The following is a 14,556-nucleotide window of genomic DNA, read 5'->3' as shown; positions in this document are numbered from 1 at the left end:
CGGCTCCCTACTTCCGCATCACGGCCGGTTCGTGCCGGCGCAGCAGCCGGGACACGAGGAAGCCGAACAGCGCCGACAGCACGAGCAGCATTCCGACGTCGAGCAGCCAGGTGCCCGCCGAGTGCTCGAAGAGGGGGTCCTTGGTCAGGTCGTCCGGCACGATCCTGGCCAGCCCGACCGTGCCGGCCATCGCCGCCAGCGCCCAGCGGGCCGGCACCAGCCAGCCCAGCTGCTCCAGCCCGGGCACGCCGTCCAGCTTCAGCAGGGCCCCGCAGAAGACGACCTGGACGATGGCGATGAGCACGAGCAGCGGCATCGTCACCTCTTCCTTGCGCACCAGCGCGGAGACGAGCAGCCCGAGCATCATCGCCGTGAACGCCAGCAGGGCGACGGCGACGGTGATCTCCACCAGGGGCGGCATCAGCACGCCCTCGCCGCCGGGTGCGTCGAGGTCCACGCCGAGCAGCGCGACCAGCGTCAGCACCACCGCCTGGAGGATGGTGACGGCGCCCAGGACGACGACCTTGGACATCAGGTACGCCGATCTGGACAGGCCCACCGCCCGTTCCCGCTGGTAGATCACGCGTTCCTTGACGAGTTCGCGGACGGCGTTGGCGGCGCCGGTGAGCACCGCGCCGACGCACAGGATGAGCAGCGTGTTCATCGCCGTGTCGAAGGTCAGCTTGCCGGCCGCCAGGGCCCGCGCCATCACGCCCATCACGAACGGCAGCGCGATCATGATGATCAGGAAGGTGCGGTCGGCGCTCAGCGCGGACGCGTACCGGCGGACCAGGGTGCCGAGCTGCGCGGCCCGGCTGCGCGGCCGGGGCGGCGCCGTGATGACGACGGGCTCGGACCGGGGCAGCTGGGGCTGTGCGGAGGCGTCGGCGACGTACCGGCCGTGGAAGGGCGAGGCGCGGTACTCCTCGGCCCAGGCCCGGTCCGTGTCCCGGTCGAAGGACTCGAAGGCCTCCGGCCACTGCTCGAAGCCGAAGTACGGCAGGGCGTCCTCGGGCGGCCCGTAGTAGGCGATCTTCCCGCCGGGCGCGAGCACGAGGAGCCGGTCGCAGACGTCCAGGCTGAGCACGCTGTGGGTGACGACGATGACGGTCCGGCCGTCGTCGGCGAGGCCGCGCAGCATGTGCATCACCGAGCGGTCCATGCCGGGGTCGAGTCCGGAGGTGGGTTCGTCGAGGAAGAGCAGCGACGGTTTGGTCAGCAGCTCCAGGGCCACGCTGACGCGCTTGCGCTGGCCGCCGGAGAGGCTGTGCACGGGCTGGTCCGCGCGCTGTTCCAGGCCGAGTTCGCGGATGACCTCGTCGACCCGGGCGCGCCGCTCGGCCTTGGCGGTGTCCTGCGGGAAGCGCAGCTCGGCGGCGTAGGAGAGGGCTTTGCGCACGGTCAGCTGGGCGTGCAGGATGTCGTCCTGCGGGACGAGGCCGATGCGCTGGCGCAGCTCGGCGTAGTCGCGGTAGAGGTCGCGGCCGTCGTAGAGGACGGTGCCGTGGTCGGCGGGGCGCTGGCCGGTGAGGGCGTTGAGGAGCGTGGACTTCCCGGCGCCGCTCGGGCCGACGACGGCGAGCAGGCACTTCTCCCCCACCGGGAACGACACGTGGTCGAGCAGGGTCTTCCGCCCTCGGTCGACGGCGACGGCGAGGTCCTGCACGTCGAGGGAGACCTCGCCGGTGTCGACGTACTCCTGGAGTTCGTCGCCGACGAGGCAGAACGCCGAGTGGCCGATGCCGACGATGTCGCCCTGGGCGACCGGGGCGGAGGTGACGGGCCGGCCGTTGAGGTACGTGCCGTTGTGGCTGCCGAGGTCGGTGATCTCGTAGGTGCCGTCGGGCAGGGCGCGCAGTTCGGCGTGCCGGCGGGAGACCACGAGGTCGTCGATGACGAGGTCGTTGTCGGTGGCGCGGCCGATGCGGATGGTGCGGGTGGGCAGCGGCCGTACGGTCGTGGGCTGCCGGTAGGTGCCGGTCATGGCCGGCATGGAGACGGCGGAGGGGCGTTCCGGGGTGGGGGCGGGGCGGCCCAGGAGGACCACACGGGGTCCGTCGGCGGGGTTGCCGAAGCGGATGACGCTGCCGGGTCCTACGTCCCACTCGTGGATGCGGCGGCCGTCCGCGTAGGTGCCGTTGGTGCTGTTCTCGTCCTCGATGGTCCAGTGGCCGTCCTCGGGCCGCAGTACCGCGTGGTGCCAGGAGACCCGGTCGTCGTCGATGACGATGTCGCTCATCGGGTCGCGTCCTACGTGGTAGTCGCGGCCCGGGATCATCACGGTGGAGCCCGTCTCGGTCTCCAGGACGAGTTCTGGTGCTACCGACGGCTGCGCCATGACCAAGATTCTACCGATTTGCCCTGGTGTGCGCCTCCGTGAGCGCGTGAGGGCCGGTCAGGCCACGGGGATGCCGAGGACGGGAGCCGTGCGCTGCATCCGCAGGGCGTCGACGGACTCGGCGAGGAGTTCGTACTCGGTGGTGTCGTCGCTGGTGGCGATGCGCACCAGCCGGCCGGCCGCCAACTCCTCGGCGACCCGCTCCTGCTGGGCGGGGTCGGCGCACCAGGCGCGCAGCAGCGCGGGCACGTCGGGCACGGTGTCGGCGACCGGCACGAGCGCGCCCGGCGGTAAGTGCTCGGCGTCCGGCCGGGGGTCGAGCCGCTGGGCGATCCAGGAGGCGCGGTCGCGCAGCCACCACAGGGCGAGGGCGAGGGTGGGGGCCCGGTAGGTGCCGAGGGGTACTCCGATGCGGCGGCCGTCGCAGACTCCGTACGCCGTGACGTGACACAGGAACTCGTCGTGCACGTGACCCTCCCCCGTCGCCCTGCCCGTCTGCCGGCCCGGACTCGCTGCTCCCGCGGCTCGCGTGCTGTGCGTGAGGGCGCCGTCGCTGGATGTGAAAGCGCTCTCGCAGGTCAGTATGTTCACTACTGAAACACTGTCACCACGACTTTCCGGCCACTCTCCTGGCATATTCACGCCCGGAGTTGGCCGAAACGTGGCGGCGGTCGCCGAGGGGCATGACCCGGGAGGTAATCGACGGTTCGGGCGGGCCCGGGCAGGGTGGTTCACGCCGGGTTCGCCGCGAGCGGTGATCCGGCCCCCGACCAGCAGGTATGACCTTTCTGGAGGCTGATCGCCATGTCCGCACCCGACCGTCGTCACGAGGACGCCGTCGCCCGCTACTTCGAGGCCTGGAACGCCCCGGACCCGGCGACGCGGGAGAAGGCGGTCGCCGCCGCCTGGACCCCGGACGGCGGCTACACCGACCCCCTGGCCGACGTCAGCGGCCACGAGAGGATCGCCGCGGTGATCGCGGCGGCCCGGGAGCAGTTCCCGGGGTTCGCCTTCCGGCTCGCCGGTGCGGTCGACGGGCACCACGACACCGCGCGCTTCTCGTGGGAGCTGGTGAGCGAGGCGGACGGTTCGGCGCCGGTGGCCGGGTCGGACGTGATCACCCTGGACGAGCAGGGGCGGATCAAGGCCGTGCTGGGGTTCCTGGACCGGGCGCCCGCCGGGGCGTGAGCCGGGGTCCGCGATGAGTTTTCCGGTGCCCGGCGGTCTGCCGTGTGGGAGACCGCCGAGCACAGGAGGACGTCATGGCCCCGACCGGAGAACTGGACGCCGAGTTCACCGCCGTCCTGCAGAAGAGCCCCGCCGAGGGCGGCTGGACCTATCTGGTCTGGCCCGAGTCCGTCGCCTTCTTCGGCACCCGCGGCCTGGTCAAGGTCCGCGGGACGATCGACGGGCATCCGTTCCGCAGCTCGTTCATGGCCCTCGGCGACGGCACGCACAAGCTGCCCGTGAAGGCGGATGTCCGCAAGGCCATCGGCAAGGCGGAGGGCGACACGGTGACCGTGCGCCTGGAGGAACGGATCAGGTCCTAGGGGGTGTCCGCACAGTCGCGTCGTTCGCCCGGAGGGCGGGCCCTGCGGCGTTCGGTGCGTGCTCTCGGCGTGCCGGGCGTCGCGGGGCAGGCGGGGCTTTGCGGACACCCCCTAGCCCGTGTGCCCGGGGGCGCACTCCCCCGGGCACACGCGGCGGCTCTCTGTCGGACGATGCGGCTACTGCCGGACGATGGCGTCGATGCGGGACAGCTCGTCCGCGTCGAAGTCCAGGTTGCCGATGGCGCCGACGCTGTCCTCCACCTGCTGCGGGCTGCTCGCGCCGACCAGCGCCGAGGTCACCCGGCCACCGCGCAGGACCCAGGCCAGCGCCATCTGGGCCAGCGTCTGGCCGCGCGTCTTGGCGATGTCGTTCAGATCGCGCAGCCGGCCCACCAGCTCCTCGGTGACGGCGTCGGACTGGAGGAACGGGCTGTCGCTCGCCGCCCGGGAGCCCTCGGGGATGCCGTCGAGGTAGCGGGCGGAGAGGAGGCCCTGCTCCAGCGGGGAGAAGACGATGGAGCCGACCTGGAGCTCGTCGAGGGCGTCCAGCAGGCCCTCGTCCTCGGGGCGGCGGTCCAGCATCGAGTAGCGCGGCTGGTGGATGAGGAGCGGGGTGCCCAGCTCGCCCAGGATGCGGGCGGCCTCGCGGGTCTGCTCGGCGGAGTAGTTGGAGACACCGACGTACAGCGCCTTGCCCTGCTGCACCGCCGAGTGCAGCGCGCCCATGGTCTCCTCCAGCGGAGTGTCCGGGTCGGGGCGGTGCGAGTAGAAGATGTCGACGTAGTCCAGGCCCATCCGGCTCAGGCTCTGGTCCAGCGAGGACAGCAGGTACTTGCGTGAGCCCCACTCGCCGTACGGGCCGGGCCACATCAGGTAGCCGGCCTTGGTGGAGATGACCAGCTCGTCGCGGTAGGGCGCGAAGTCGGCCTTCAGGAACTCGCCGAAGGCGGACTCGGCGGCGCCGGGCGGCGGGCCGTAGTTGTTGGCGAGGTCGAAGTGGGTGATGCCGAGGTCGAAGGCGCGGCGCAGGATGGCGCGCTGGGTCTCGACGGGCCGGTCCGGGCCGAAGTTGTGCCACAGGCCGAGCGAGAGCGCGGGGAGCTTCAGGCCGCTGCGTCCGGTGCGCCGGTAGGGCATGTCCGCGTAGCGGTCGGGGTGTGCGGTGTACAACGCGACTCCAGAGGGGTTGGCACGGTCGGGAGGAAGCCGGTGTCCACTCTGGCGTGACCTGCGCCCATGCGTCCAACAGAAGAATCCGATGGAATTCAGCGGCTACGCTTCTCAGTCATGGAACTGCGCCACTTGCAGCATTTCGTCGCGGTCGCCGAGGACCAGCACTTCACCCGGGCGGCCGAACGCCTCCTGGTGTCCCAGTCGGGCCTGTCGGCCTCCATCCGGGCACTGGAGCGGGAGCTGCAGACACCGCTGTTCGTGCGCACGACCCGCCGGGTGACGCTCACCCCGGCCGGCCGGGCCCTGCTCGGCGAGGCGGAGCGGATCCTGGCGCAGGTGCGCTCGGCCCACGAGGCGGTGGCGGCGGTGCAGGGCGTGCTGCGTGGCATGCTCGCGCTCGGCAGCGAGCAGTGCATCGCCGGGGTGCACGTGGCGGGGCTGCTCGCCGCGTTCCGGCACCGTCACCCGGATGTGGAGATCTGCCTGCGGCAGGCCGGGTCGGGAGCGCTCGCGGAGGAGGTCGCGGCCGGGCGGCTCGACCTGGCGTTCGCCGTGCGGATCCAGGAGGACAGCGACCAGCTGCGGTCGGTGCCGCTGACCAGCGAGCCGATGACGCTGCTGTGCCACTCCAGCCACCGGCTCGCCGCCGCGGGCGCGGCCGTGACGCCGGAGGAGCTCGGCGGGGAGGTGTTCGTCGACTTCCACCCGGACTGGGGTCCGCGCCGCACCACCGACGCGGTGTTCGCGGCGGCGGGCGTCCGGCGGACCGTCGCCCTGGAGGTGAACGACGTGCACACGCTGCTCGACCTGGTCGACGAGAACCTCGGTGTCGCCGTCGTGCCGCGGCACTTCGCGCACAAGCGCGCCTCCCTGACCGCGCTGCCGGTGAAGGGCACCGGCGAGGCGGTCTACGAGACGGTGGCACTGCTGCCGCCCCGGCAGGCCACCAGCCCGGCGGCCCGCGCGCTGATGGGGCTGCTGGAGACCACCGGCGCGTGACCGGGGCGCACGCGATGCGCCGATGCACTCGCGTGAGCGGGAGCGCACGCGGCGCGCCGATGCGCGATGGTGGAGCCATGCATGCGAAGGACATCCTCATCGACGGCTACAACCGCATCCGGGAAGAAGTCCACGCCACCGTCGAGGGGCTCGGGCCCGACGAACTGGCCGCCCGCCCCTCCCCCGACACCAACTCCATCGCCTGGCTGGTCTGGCACCTGACCCGTGTCCAGGACGACCACATCGCCGACGCCTTCGGCCTGGAACAGGTGTGGCTGGCCCAGGACTGGGAGAAGCGCTTCGGCCTGGGCCTGCCGCGCCACGACACGGGCTACGGCCACAGCCCCGCCAAGGTCGCCAAGGTCAAGGTCGACTCGGGCGATCTGCTGACCGGCTACTACGACGCCGTGCACGCGCAGAGCCTGGACGCCCTGCGCGGCCTGGCCGCCAAGGACCTGGAGCGCATCGTCGACGAGCGCTGGGACCCGCCGGTCAGCCTGGGCGTACGGCTGGTCAGCGTCCTGTCCGACGATCTCCAGCACGTCGGACAGGCCGCCTATCTCAAGGGGCTGCTTCAGAGCGCGGCGGCGTAGCCGGGCAGGACCACGTCGCGGATGAGCGCGTTCCGCTCGTCGAACGGCAGGAACGCGCTCTTCAGGGCGTTCACCGTGACCGTGCGCAGGTCCTCGACGGTCCAGCCCGCCTGCTCCACCAGCAGGGACATCTCGCGGGTCATCGTGGTGCCCGACACCAGCCGGTTGTCGGTGTTGAGGGTGACGCGGAAGCCGAGGTCCTTCAGCGCGGTGATCGGGTGCTCGGCGATGGAGGTCGCGGCGCCGGTCTGGAGGTTGGACGTCGGGCACATCTCCAGCGCGATGCGCCGGTCGCGCACCCAGCCCGCGAGCCGGCCGAGCTTGCCCGCCGCGAGGTCGGGAATGTCGTCGGTGATGCGCACGCCGTGCCCGATGCGCTGGGCGCCGCACACCTGGAGCGCCTGGTGGATGCTGGGCAGGCCGTGGGCCTCGCCCGCGTGGATGGTGAACGGCACGTTCTCGCGGCGCAGGTGCTCGAAGGCGGCGAGGTGGTCGGCGGGCGGGAAGCCGTCCTCGGCGCCGGCGATGTCGAAGCCGACGACACCCGCGTCCCGGAACGCCACGGCCAGGTCGGCGGCCTCGCGCACCCGGTCGAACATCCGCATCCCGCACAGCAGCGTGCCGACCCGCACCGGCGTCCCGGCGGCCGCGGCCTTGGCCATGCCCGCCGCCAGGCCCTCCTGGACGGTCTCCACGACCTCGGCCATGGCCAGCCCGCCCTTGGTGTTCAGCTCGGGGGCGTAGCGCACCTCGCCGTAGACGACGCCGTCCGCGGCGAGGTCGAGCACGTACTCCTCGGCGGTGCGCAGCAGGCCCTCGCGGGTCTGCATGACGGCGAGGGTGTGCTCGAACGTGGCGATGTAGCGCACCAGGTCACCGGAGTTGGCGGCCTCGTAGTACCAGGCGGCGAGCTCGTCGGGGTCGGTGGTGGGCAGGGGGTGGCCGATCGCGTCCGCGAGTTCCACGACGGTGGCGGGGCGCAGGCCGCCGTCGAGGTGGTCGTGCAGGACGGCCTTCGGGAGGCGACGGATCACTTCGCTGTCTACGCGCGTAGCAGTCATGGCGGGTCTTTCCTTGGGCAGCGGTTCAAGGGGGGCGAGCCGGGTCAGCCGGCGGGCTGGAGCAGGTCCCAGCGGTTGCCGTACAGGTCCTGGAAGACGGCGACGGTTCCGTACGGCTCGTGCCGCGGTTCCTCCAGGAAGGTCACGCCGGCGGCGGCCATCCGGGCGTGGTCGCGGGCGAAGTCGTCGGTGTGCAGGAAGAACCCGACGCGCCCGCCGGTCTGGTCCCCGACCCGGGCGGCCTGGGCCTCGCCCTTGGCGCGGGCGAGCAGCAGGCCGGTGCCCGCTCCCGGGGCGCCGGGTTCGACGACGACCCAGCGGGATCCGTCGGGCCGGGGGGCGTCCTCGACGAGCCGGAATCCGAGGGCCTCGGTGTAGAAGCGGATCGCCTCGTCGTAGTCGTCGACGACGAGGGTGACCAGGGCGATACGTCTCATCGGGACCTCTCGGAGCGCGGGGTTAGCGGGAGAGGTTATACGTAAAACGGCTGGGATGCCAACCAGGTTCGTCAACTTCTGTAACTACTAGTATGTACACTCAGCTCGAGGACGGCACCGCCGACATCCTCACCGGCGCCACAGACGACATTCCGGCGCCACAGACGACATCCCGGCGCCGCACACGACATCCCGGAGGCTCCAGCCCCATGCCCTTCATCCGCATCGACACGCTCCGCGCCGGGCCCGAGCGCCTCGCCGCGCTCGGCCGCGCCGTCCACGACGCCCTGACGGAGACGATCGGCATCCCGCCCGACGACCGATTCCAGGTCCTCGTGGACCACGACGGCACGAGCGGCACCCTGCGGTACGACGACTACCTCGGCGTGCGTCGCGACGACGGCATCGTCTACGTCGCGATCACGCTGCGCGCAGGTCGCACGCCCGCGCAGAAGCGGGCGCTGTACCGCAGGATCGCCGAACTCGCCCAGGCGTACGCGGGCACCGAGCCGCGGAACGTGTTCGTCGTCCTGACGGAGAACGAACCGGCCGACTGGTCGCTCGGGGAGGGAGTGGCGCAGTACCTCGAAGGGGCGTGATCGCAGGGTGAGTCGGAACGCGCCGAGGGCGGCGACGGCACTCCGCGCTCAGGGGGACCTGGGGGACGCTCCGCGCTCAGGGGACCTCGGGGACTCGGACGTGCCGAAGCAGCGCTCAGGCCGTCACGCGCCGGCAGGGATACGCTCGCGCGTCGCCGTGACGATCCAGACTCCCCCGGGGATGCGGACACCGTCCGCGGACAAGTCAGTCCTCCCGGAAACCATAGGGTGCGGGGCACCGCAGGGACGAAGGTGTGCGCCCGGTGAAGTCCCGGGCGGTACGGGTGAGGTGAGCCTGATCGGCGAAGCCCGCGGTTGCCGCAGCGAGGGCGGCGGTCTGGCCCGGCAAGCTGGTGATCGCGTCACGGAGGCGGCCCCAGCGGCGCAGGCGAGTGAGCGTGATGCCCACGTCCCGCGCGACCAGGGCGCGCAGCCGCGGGGCCGACAGACCGACTTCCTCGGCGACCGAGGCAAGGGTCATGTCCGGATCACACGACGTGCAGAGGCGGACCGCGTGGGCGACCCGCGGATCGAGTGTGGCTGGGCGTCCGGCGAGTGCCCGCAGCTCCGCGTATCCGGCGGCCAGGTCCACGCCGGTGTCGGGTCCGTCGGAACCGGTGCTGCCGAGCGCCGCCAGCAGGCGGCGGACCTCGTCCACACCGAGCAGGATCGGCTCCGGCCGGGACGGCAGCAGCCAGGCGTCGACGAACAGGGCGACATAGGAGGAGGTCACCGCGCACGCGTGGGCCAGCTGGGGCGGGACGATCAATCCAGGAGCAGCCACGGCCGGCTGTCCCGGCCGGAAGATTCCGGCGCGGCCACCGAGCGGCAACACGACTTTCCATGCCGGCGGACGGTGTGAGCCGACACGGAACGGGTGGGACTCGGCGAACATCGTCACCTCGCCTGCGGAAGCGCAGACGACGCGGCGATCGTTCTGTTCAAGCGTCCAGGCGCGGGGTGAACGGAGCATCCTGCCATGGAGGTTATCGCTGCTGCCGGGCTGGCGGTCTTTCTCGTCGCCACGGGGGTCATGCACTTTCTGGCCCCGGACTACTTCCGCACGCTGGTACCCGCCTGGCTCCGCCGACCACGGCTCCTCGTGGCCGCCAGCGGGGCGGCAGAGATCGTGGTGGGTGTGCTGGTGCTGGTTCCGCGCACCCGGGCGGCCGGGGGCCTGTCCGCCGCAGTCCTCGTCACCTGCTATCTGGTGTCCCATGTGGACGCGCTGCGACGCGCCCGGCCGGACCGGCCCCGATTACTGGACCGACCGGTGGGGGCGGGGGCCCGGCTGGTGGTGAACGCCCTCTACATCGTGTGGGCGCTCGCTGTGGCCAGGTCGGGACGGTGAGGCCATCACCTGGCTACCGGGCAGCCGGCGCGGAGAGTCGGGTGTCTTGTTCGTCGCGGGTGGCCGGCCCCCGTCATTCCTTGACCTTGTCGATGGCCTCAACTCGGAAGGTACCTAGGCCCCGGGCCTACGTCCGAGGCCCGAGGCGCGACGGCCGGGTGACCGCTAGCGTCCCCGCCATGAAGATCACTGAGCCTCCTCGTACCCCCGCGCAGCGCAAGGCCGACGTGCTGGACCGGCTGGAGCGGGAGATCGACATCTGGGTCGCCACGGCGGACGCCGACGGGGTGCCGTGCCTGGTACCGCTGTGGTTCGTCTGGCACGAGGAGGCCGTCTGGCTGTGCACCCGGCTGACCAACCCCACCGGCAGGAACCTGCGGGACGGTCGCCGGGTGCGACTGGCCCTCGGGGACACCCGGGACGTCGTGCTCGTCGACGGTGACGCGGAGACCTTCACGGCCGGGCAGGTGCCACCGGCGGCGGCCGAGGCGTTCCGCGCGAAGACCGGCTGGGATCCGCGCGAGGACCACGCGTCGTACGCCTTCTTCCGCGTCCGGCCACGGGCGGTCCAGGCCTGGTGCGAGGTGCACGAGCTGCCGCGCAGGCATCTGATGCGGGACGGGGTCTGGACGGCCTAGGACGCTCGGCGCGCCGCTCAACCGGCCTTCCCCCGCAGTCCGTCGAGCCGCTCCAGCTCCTCGCCGGTGAGGCGGATCGCGGCCGCTGCCACGTTCTCCGTGAGGTGGTCGGGGTTGCCGGTGCCGGGGATGGCGAGGACGTGCGGCCCCTGGTGCAGCGTCCAGGCGATGCGGATCTGCGCGGGGCTCGCGCCATGGGCCCGGGCCACTGCTTGGACCTCCTCGTCGTGGGCGGCGGTCGCGCCGTGCTCACCTGCGTCGCCCGCGACGGCGTAGAACGGCACGAAGGCGATGCCCTGCTCGCCGCAGACGCGCAGGAGTGCGTCCGTGCCGGGGTCGGGCCGGTCGAGGGCGTACCGGTTCTGCACGCAGACCACCGGGGCGATGGCCTGTGCCTCGGCGAGATGGCGGGGCGTGACGTTGGAGATGCCGAGGTGGCGGATCAGGCCCGCGTCGCGCAGTTCCGCGAGGGCGCCGAAGTGTTCGGAGATCGAGTCGTACTTCGGCATCCGGCGCAGGTTGACGACGTCCAGGTGGTCGCGGCCGAGCTGGCGCAGGTTCTCCTCGACGTGCCCGCGCAGTTCGTCGGGCCGCGCCGAGGTGCCCCACTCCCCCGAGTACGTCCGGTACGGGCCCACCTTGGTGACGATCACCAGGTCGTCGGGGTAGGGCGCGAGCGCGCTGTTGATGAGTTCGTTGGCGGAGCGCAGCGAGGAGAAGTAGAAGGCGGCCGTGTCGATGTGGTTCACGCCGAGGCCGATCGCCCTGCGCAGGACGGCGATCGACCGTTCGCGGTCGCCGGGTGTGCCGTGGTGGAAGGCGCCACTGCCCGTCAGCCGCATCGCGCCGAGGCCGAGCCGGCGGACGGGCAGGTCGCCCAGTTTCCAGGTGCCCGCGGCGTCCGCGGTGATCGTCTGTGAGTCCATCGGCGAAGTGTCACACGCGCCGAGCGGGCCGGTGCGCCGGTTGTGCCGAGCAGGCCCGGCACGCCCCTTCGTCCGGTGTCAGCAGTAGAGGTTGCCGCCGGGCGACGTCCCGAGGATCTGCGTGAACCGCTGGTAGTTGTTCACCCGGCTCTGCACCTGCGCCGGGTTCTTGCCGTCGCACTCCAGGGAGCCGTTGATGCTGCGGATGGTCTGGCCGAAGCCGGCGCCGTTCACCATGGCGTTGTGCGGGGTCATGGTGCCGGGGCCGGTCTGGGTGTTCCAGTACCACAGGGCCGTCTTCCAGGCGATGGCCGAGTCGTTCTGCACCAGCCAGGGGTTGTTCAGCAGGTCGATGCCGAGCGCGTCCCCCGCCGCCTTGTAGTTGAAGTTCCAGCTCAGCTGGATCGGGCCGCGCCCGTAGTAGGCGGCCTGCCCGGCCGGACAGCCGTAGGGGCGGCTCCAGTCGCAGTAGTGCGGGTAGTTGGCGGTGTTCTGCTCCACCACGTGTACGAGCCCGCCGGTCTCGTGGCCGACGTTGGCGAGGAAGGCGGCGGCCTCCTGCTTCTTCACCGTGTCGCCGCCGGTGTTGGCGAAGCCGGGGTAGGCGCTCAGGGCCGCGGTGAGACCGCTGTACGTGTAGAACGGATTCCGGTTCGGGAACATCTGGTTGAACTGCGCCTCGGTGACGACGAAGCGCGCGTCGGGCGTGCCCGGACCGCTGTCGCAGGCGTACGGCTCCCAGTACCAGGTGCTGATGGTGGGGTCGTAGCCCGGGTTGGCGTGTTCGGCGATGTAGGCCTTGCCGTCGGTGTAGCGGACGATGTCGCCGGCGGCGTAGGACTTCCCGGCCACCCAGTTCGGGTAGCTGGAGCACGCGGCGGCGGAGGCGTTCGTGGCGGGCAGGAGCACGGGCGCGGTGCCGGCGAGGGCGAGGACGGCCAGGACGGCGGAGACACGGCGTCTCGACACGGGATCAACTCCTTTGCGGGGCACGGCCGCTCCCGGGCGAGGGCAGGGCGGAGCCGAGCCTTCACCGCACGCACCGGCGGACCGGTCACGGCGTGGGCGCGGCCGTGGTGGGGGGTTGCGGAGCCACACTCAACCGCGTTGGTCTGTACCAGTCAAGGGTGTAGACCAGTCATCCCCGCGCCGGCCCGCGGCGGCTCACACGCGGGCCTGTTGCTCCAGCGTCGCCGCGAGCCGGTCCAGCAGGGACCGCAGCAGGTCGTCGTCGCCCTCGTCGAGTCCGGGCCAGCCGGCGCGGACCGCGCGGTCGACGCGCTGCCAGTACTCCTGGCCGCGCGGGGTGAGACGGGCGAGGACCCGGCGGCGGTCGAACGGGTCGACCCGGCGGTGCACGACGTTCTGGTCGACGAGCTGGTCGATCAGCTTGGTCAGGGTCGGAGGCGGCAGGAAGGCGGCCTCCGCGACCGCCGTCATGTGGTGCCCCTCGCCGTCGGACAGCAGCGCCAGCACCCGCCAGGCATCCAGCGAGCAGCCCTCTTCCGCCAGCACGGCCTGCAGCCGGCGGGCCGCGAGCCGCTCGGCCCGCGTCAGCAGCTGCACCAGGTCGTCCGGTCGACGCGCGGGTGGGGTGGGCATCCTGCTCCTTGCCTCCGAGGGGTGTCCATCGTAGGAGACGCACTGGAGTTCGTCCGGTGGAGCCGGAATCATGACGCCATGTTCCGGCACGACCTCCCCGCGCCCGAGTGGTTCACGGCCGACGACTCCGTCCTCGGCGTGGCCCTCGTGTTCCCGCTCCAGGGGCCGGCCGGGATCTTCGGGCCGACCTGCGAACTGTGCGCGCGACTGGCCGCCGAGGAGGTCAACCGGGACGGCGGCGTGCTGGGCAGGGAGCTGCGGCTGGTGCCGGTCGACGGCTCGGGCGCGCCGCACGAGGTCGCCGCCCAGGTCGAGGCGCTCGTGGACCTCGGTGTCGTGCAGGGCGTCACCGGCTGGCACATCTCCTCGGTGCGCCAGGCACTGGCACCGCGGGTCGCGCACCGCGTCCCGTACGTGTACACCGCGCTGTACGAGGGCGGCGAGGACACCGCGGGCGTGTTCCTGACCAGCGAGACCCCGCGCGACCAGCTGCGGCCCGCGATGGACCTGCTGGCACACGAGCGCGGGTTGCGGCGGTGGTTCGTGGTGGGCAACGACTACATATGGCCGCGGCACACGGCTCGCTCGGCCCGCGCGTACGCCCGCGCGTCCGGCGGCCGTGTCGCCGGCGAGGCCTATCTCCCGCTCGGCACGCACGACTTCGAGCCGGTGCTGCGCCGCGTCGAGCGCTCGGACGCGGACGCGGTGCTGGTGCTGCTGGTCGGCAGCGACGCGGTGCGCTTCAACCGGGCCTTCGCGGCGTACGGCCTGCACGCGCGCTGTCTGCGGCTGAGCACGCTGATGGACGAGAACATGCTGATGGCGAGCGGCCCGTCGGCCACCGAGGACCTCTACAGCACGGCCGGGTTCTTCGCGTCGCTCGCCAACCGGGACACCCTCGACTTCCACGGACAGTACGCCGCCCGCTACGGCGTCGAGGCGCCCGCCCTCGGCAGCCTCGGCGAGTCCTGCTACGAGGGCGTGCTGCTGCTGGCCGCGTTGCTGAGGCGTGCCGGGACGCTGGACGTGACGGCGATCGGCGCGGCCGCGGGCGCGGTGTCGTACGAGGGCCCGCGCGGACTGCTGCACCTGCGCGACGCCCATGTGCGCCAGCGGATCTATCTGGCGCGGGCCGACGGGCTCGACTTCGACGTGCTCACGGAGCTGGACGCCCGCCCCTGAGGGGACCTTGACGAGGCCTCCTCGGCCTCTCGGTGTCCGGGTGTCCTTGCACCTCCCGCACCAACGACACACCCCCGGATCGACACCCCGCGCCGGCCGACCGGGAC

17 protein-coding genes are annotated in these 14,556 nt (G+C 72.0%); 8 read left to right on the top strand and 9 right to left on the bottom strand.

Translation table 11 applies throughout. The features are described 5' to 3' along the window. Window positions 1–7: 7 nt before the first annotated feature. Together ABZ948_RS26180 and ABZ948_RS26175 are read right to left on the bottom strand one after the other, a co-directional pair. The gene (locus ABZ948_RS26180) at window positions 8–2,338 is read right to left on the bottom strand and encodes an FHA domain-containing protein (RefSeq protein WP_359763421.1); all 2,331 of its coding nucleotides are present in this window, start codon (window positions 2,336–2,338) and stop codon (window positions 8–10) included. A 57-nt stretch (window positions 2,339–2,395) separates the two neighbouring features. Further along, complete coding sequence (locus ABZ948_RS26175; protein WP_359763419.1) at window positions 2,396–2,806, bottom strand: hypothetical protein; 411 nt, start codon at window positions 2,804–2,806, stop codon at window positions 2,396–2,398. A gap of 336 nt (window positions 2,807–3,142) precedes the next feature. On the opposite strand from ABZ948_RS26175, the gene ABZ948_RS26170 reads away from it, so the two are divergent. Both ABZ948_RS26170 and ABZ948_RS26165 read left to right on the top strand, forming a co-directional pair. After that, on the top strand, window positions 3,143–3,526 hold the full coding sequence (locus ABZ948_RS26170) for a nuclear transport factor 2 family protein (RefSeq protein WP_359763418.1): 384 nt from the start codon (window positions 3,143–3,145) through the stop codon (window positions 3,524–3,526). 74 nt (window positions 3,527–3,600) lie between these two features. Further along, on the top strand, window positions 3,601–3,888 hold the full coding sequence (locus ABZ948_RS26165; RefSeq protein WP_359763417.1) for a DUF1905 domain-containing protein: 288 nt from the start codon (window positions 3,601–3,603) through the stop codon (window positions 3,886–3,888). A gap of 177 nt (window positions 3,889–4,065) precedes the next feature. On the opposite strand, the gene mgrA is transcribed toward ABZ948_RS26165, so the two are convergent. Continuing rightward, entirely contained in the window at window positions 4,066–5,058 is a 993-nt protein-coding gene (gene mgrA, locus ABZ948_RS26160; protein WP_359763415.1) for an L-glyceraldehyde 3-phosphate reductase, read from the bottom strand. Between the two features lie 117 nt (window positions 5,059–5,175). On the opposite strand from mgrA, the gene ABZ948_RS26155 reads away from it, so the two are divergent. Then, window positions 5,176–6,060, top strand: a complete 885-nt coding sequence (locus ABZ948_RS26155; RefSeq protein ID WP_359763413.1) for a LysR family transcriptional regulator — start codon at window positions 5,176–5,178, stop codon at window positions 6,058–6,060. 77 nt (window positions 6,061–6,137) lie between these two features. Then, a complete protein-coding gene (locus ABZ948_RS26150; RefSeq protein ID WP_359763411.1) occupies window positions 6,138–6,653 on the top strand; it encodes a mycothiol transferase in 516 nt (171 codons plus the stop codon). Here ABZ948_RS26150 and ABZ948_RS26145 read toward each other — a convergent pair. Both ABZ948_RS26145 and ABZ948_RS26140 read right to left on the bottom strand, forming a co-directional pair. Beyond that, entirely contained in the window at window positions 6,635–7,714 is a 1,080-nt protein-coding gene (locus ABZ948_RS26145) for an adenosine deaminase (RefSeq protein ID WP_359763409.1), read from the bottom strand. The two genes, ABZ948_RS26150 and ABZ948_RS26145, sit on opposite strands and share 19 nt — an antisense overlap. A gap of 44 nt (window positions 7,715–7,758) precedes the next feature. After that, window positions 7,759–8,151, bottom strand: a complete 393-nt coding sequence (locus tag ABZ948_RS26140; RefSeq protein WP_359763407.1) for a VOC family protein — start codon at window positions 8,149–8,151, stop codon at window positions 7,759–7,761. 209 nt (window positions 8,152–8,360) lie between these two features. Here ABZ948_RS26140 and ABZ948_RS26135 point away from each other — a divergent pair, with 209 nt between their 5' ends. Next, window positions 8,361–8,750, top strand: a complete 390-nt coding sequence (locus tag ABZ948_RS26135; RefSeq protein ID WP_359763405.1) for a tautomerase family protein — start codon at window positions 8,361–8,363, stop codon at window positions 8,748–8,750. Between the two features lie 205 nt (window positions 8,751–8,955). Here ABZ948_RS26135 and ABZ948_RS26130 read toward each other — a convergent pair whose 3' ends face one another. After that, on the bottom strand, window positions 8,956–9,534 hold the full coding sequence (locus ABZ948_RS26130; protein WP_359763403.1) for a helix-turn-helix domain-containing protein: 579 nt from the start codon (window positions 9,532–9,534) through the stop codon (window positions 8,956–8,958). Between the two features lie 195 nt (window positions 9,535–9,729). Between ABZ948_RS26130 and ABZ948_RS26125 the strand changes: the two genes are divergently transcribed. Next, entirely contained in the window at window positions 9,730–10,101 is a 372-nt protein-coding gene (locus tag ABZ948_RS26125; RefSeq protein WP_359763401.1) for a DoxX family protein, read from the top strand. A 179-nt stretch (window positions 10,102–10,280) separates the two neighbouring features. Then, window positions 10,281–10,739 carry a pyridoxamine 5'-phosphate oxidase family protein gene (locus ABZ948_RS26120; protein WP_359763399.1) on the top strand — a complete coding sequence of 153 codons (459 nt, stop codon included), beginning with the start codon at window positions 10,281–10,283 and terminating at the stop codon, window positions 10,737–10,739. 17 nt (window positions 10,740–10,756) lie between these two features. On the opposite strand, the gene ABZ948_RS26115 is transcribed toward ABZ948_RS26120, so the two are convergent. The 3 genes from ABZ948_RS26115 to ABZ948_RS26105 all read right to left on the bottom strand — a co-directional run bounded on the left by ABZ948_RS26115 (window position 10,757) and on the right by ABZ948_RS26105 (window position 13,267). Then, entirely contained in the window at window positions 10,757–11,665 is a 909-nt protein-coding gene (locus tag ABZ948_RS26115) for an oxidoreductase (protein WP_359763397.1), read from the bottom strand. A gap of 78 nt (window positions 11,666–11,743) precedes the next feature. Further along, window positions 11,744–12,634: a glycoside hydrolase family 19 protein gene (locus ABZ948_RS26110; RefSeq protein ID WP_359763395.1), complete on the bottom strand. Its 891-nt coding sequence runs from the start codon at window positions 12,632–12,634 to the stop codon at window positions 11,744–11,746. Window positions 12,635–12,829: 195 nt separating this feature from the next. Next, window positions 12,830–13,267, bottom strand: coding sequence for a MarR family winged helix-turn-helix transcriptional regulator (locus tag ABZ948_RS26105; RefSeq protein WP_359763393.1), 438 nt, complete (start codon window positions 13,265–13,267; stop codon window positions 12,830–12,832). Window positions 13,268–13,345: 78 nt separating this feature from the next. On the opposite strand from ABZ948_RS26105, the gene ABZ948_RS26100 reads away from it, so the two are divergent. Beyond that, window positions 13,346–14,449, top strand: a complete 1,104-nt coding sequence (locus tag ABZ948_RS26100) for a substrate-binding domain-containing protein (RefSeq protein ID WP_359763391.1) — start codon at window positions 13,346–13,348, stop codon at window positions 14,447–14,449. The last annotated feature ends 107 nt before the right edge of the window (window positions 14,450–14,556 follow it).

Origin of the sequence: Streptomyces olindensis, assembly GCF_040645895.1 — a bacterium.
GTDB classification, from domain to species: Bacteria; Actinomycetota; Actinomycetes; order Streptomycetales; family Streptomycetaceae; genus Streptomyces; species Streptomyces olindensis.
This window is presented reverse-complemented; position numbering and strand designations above follow the sequence as displayed.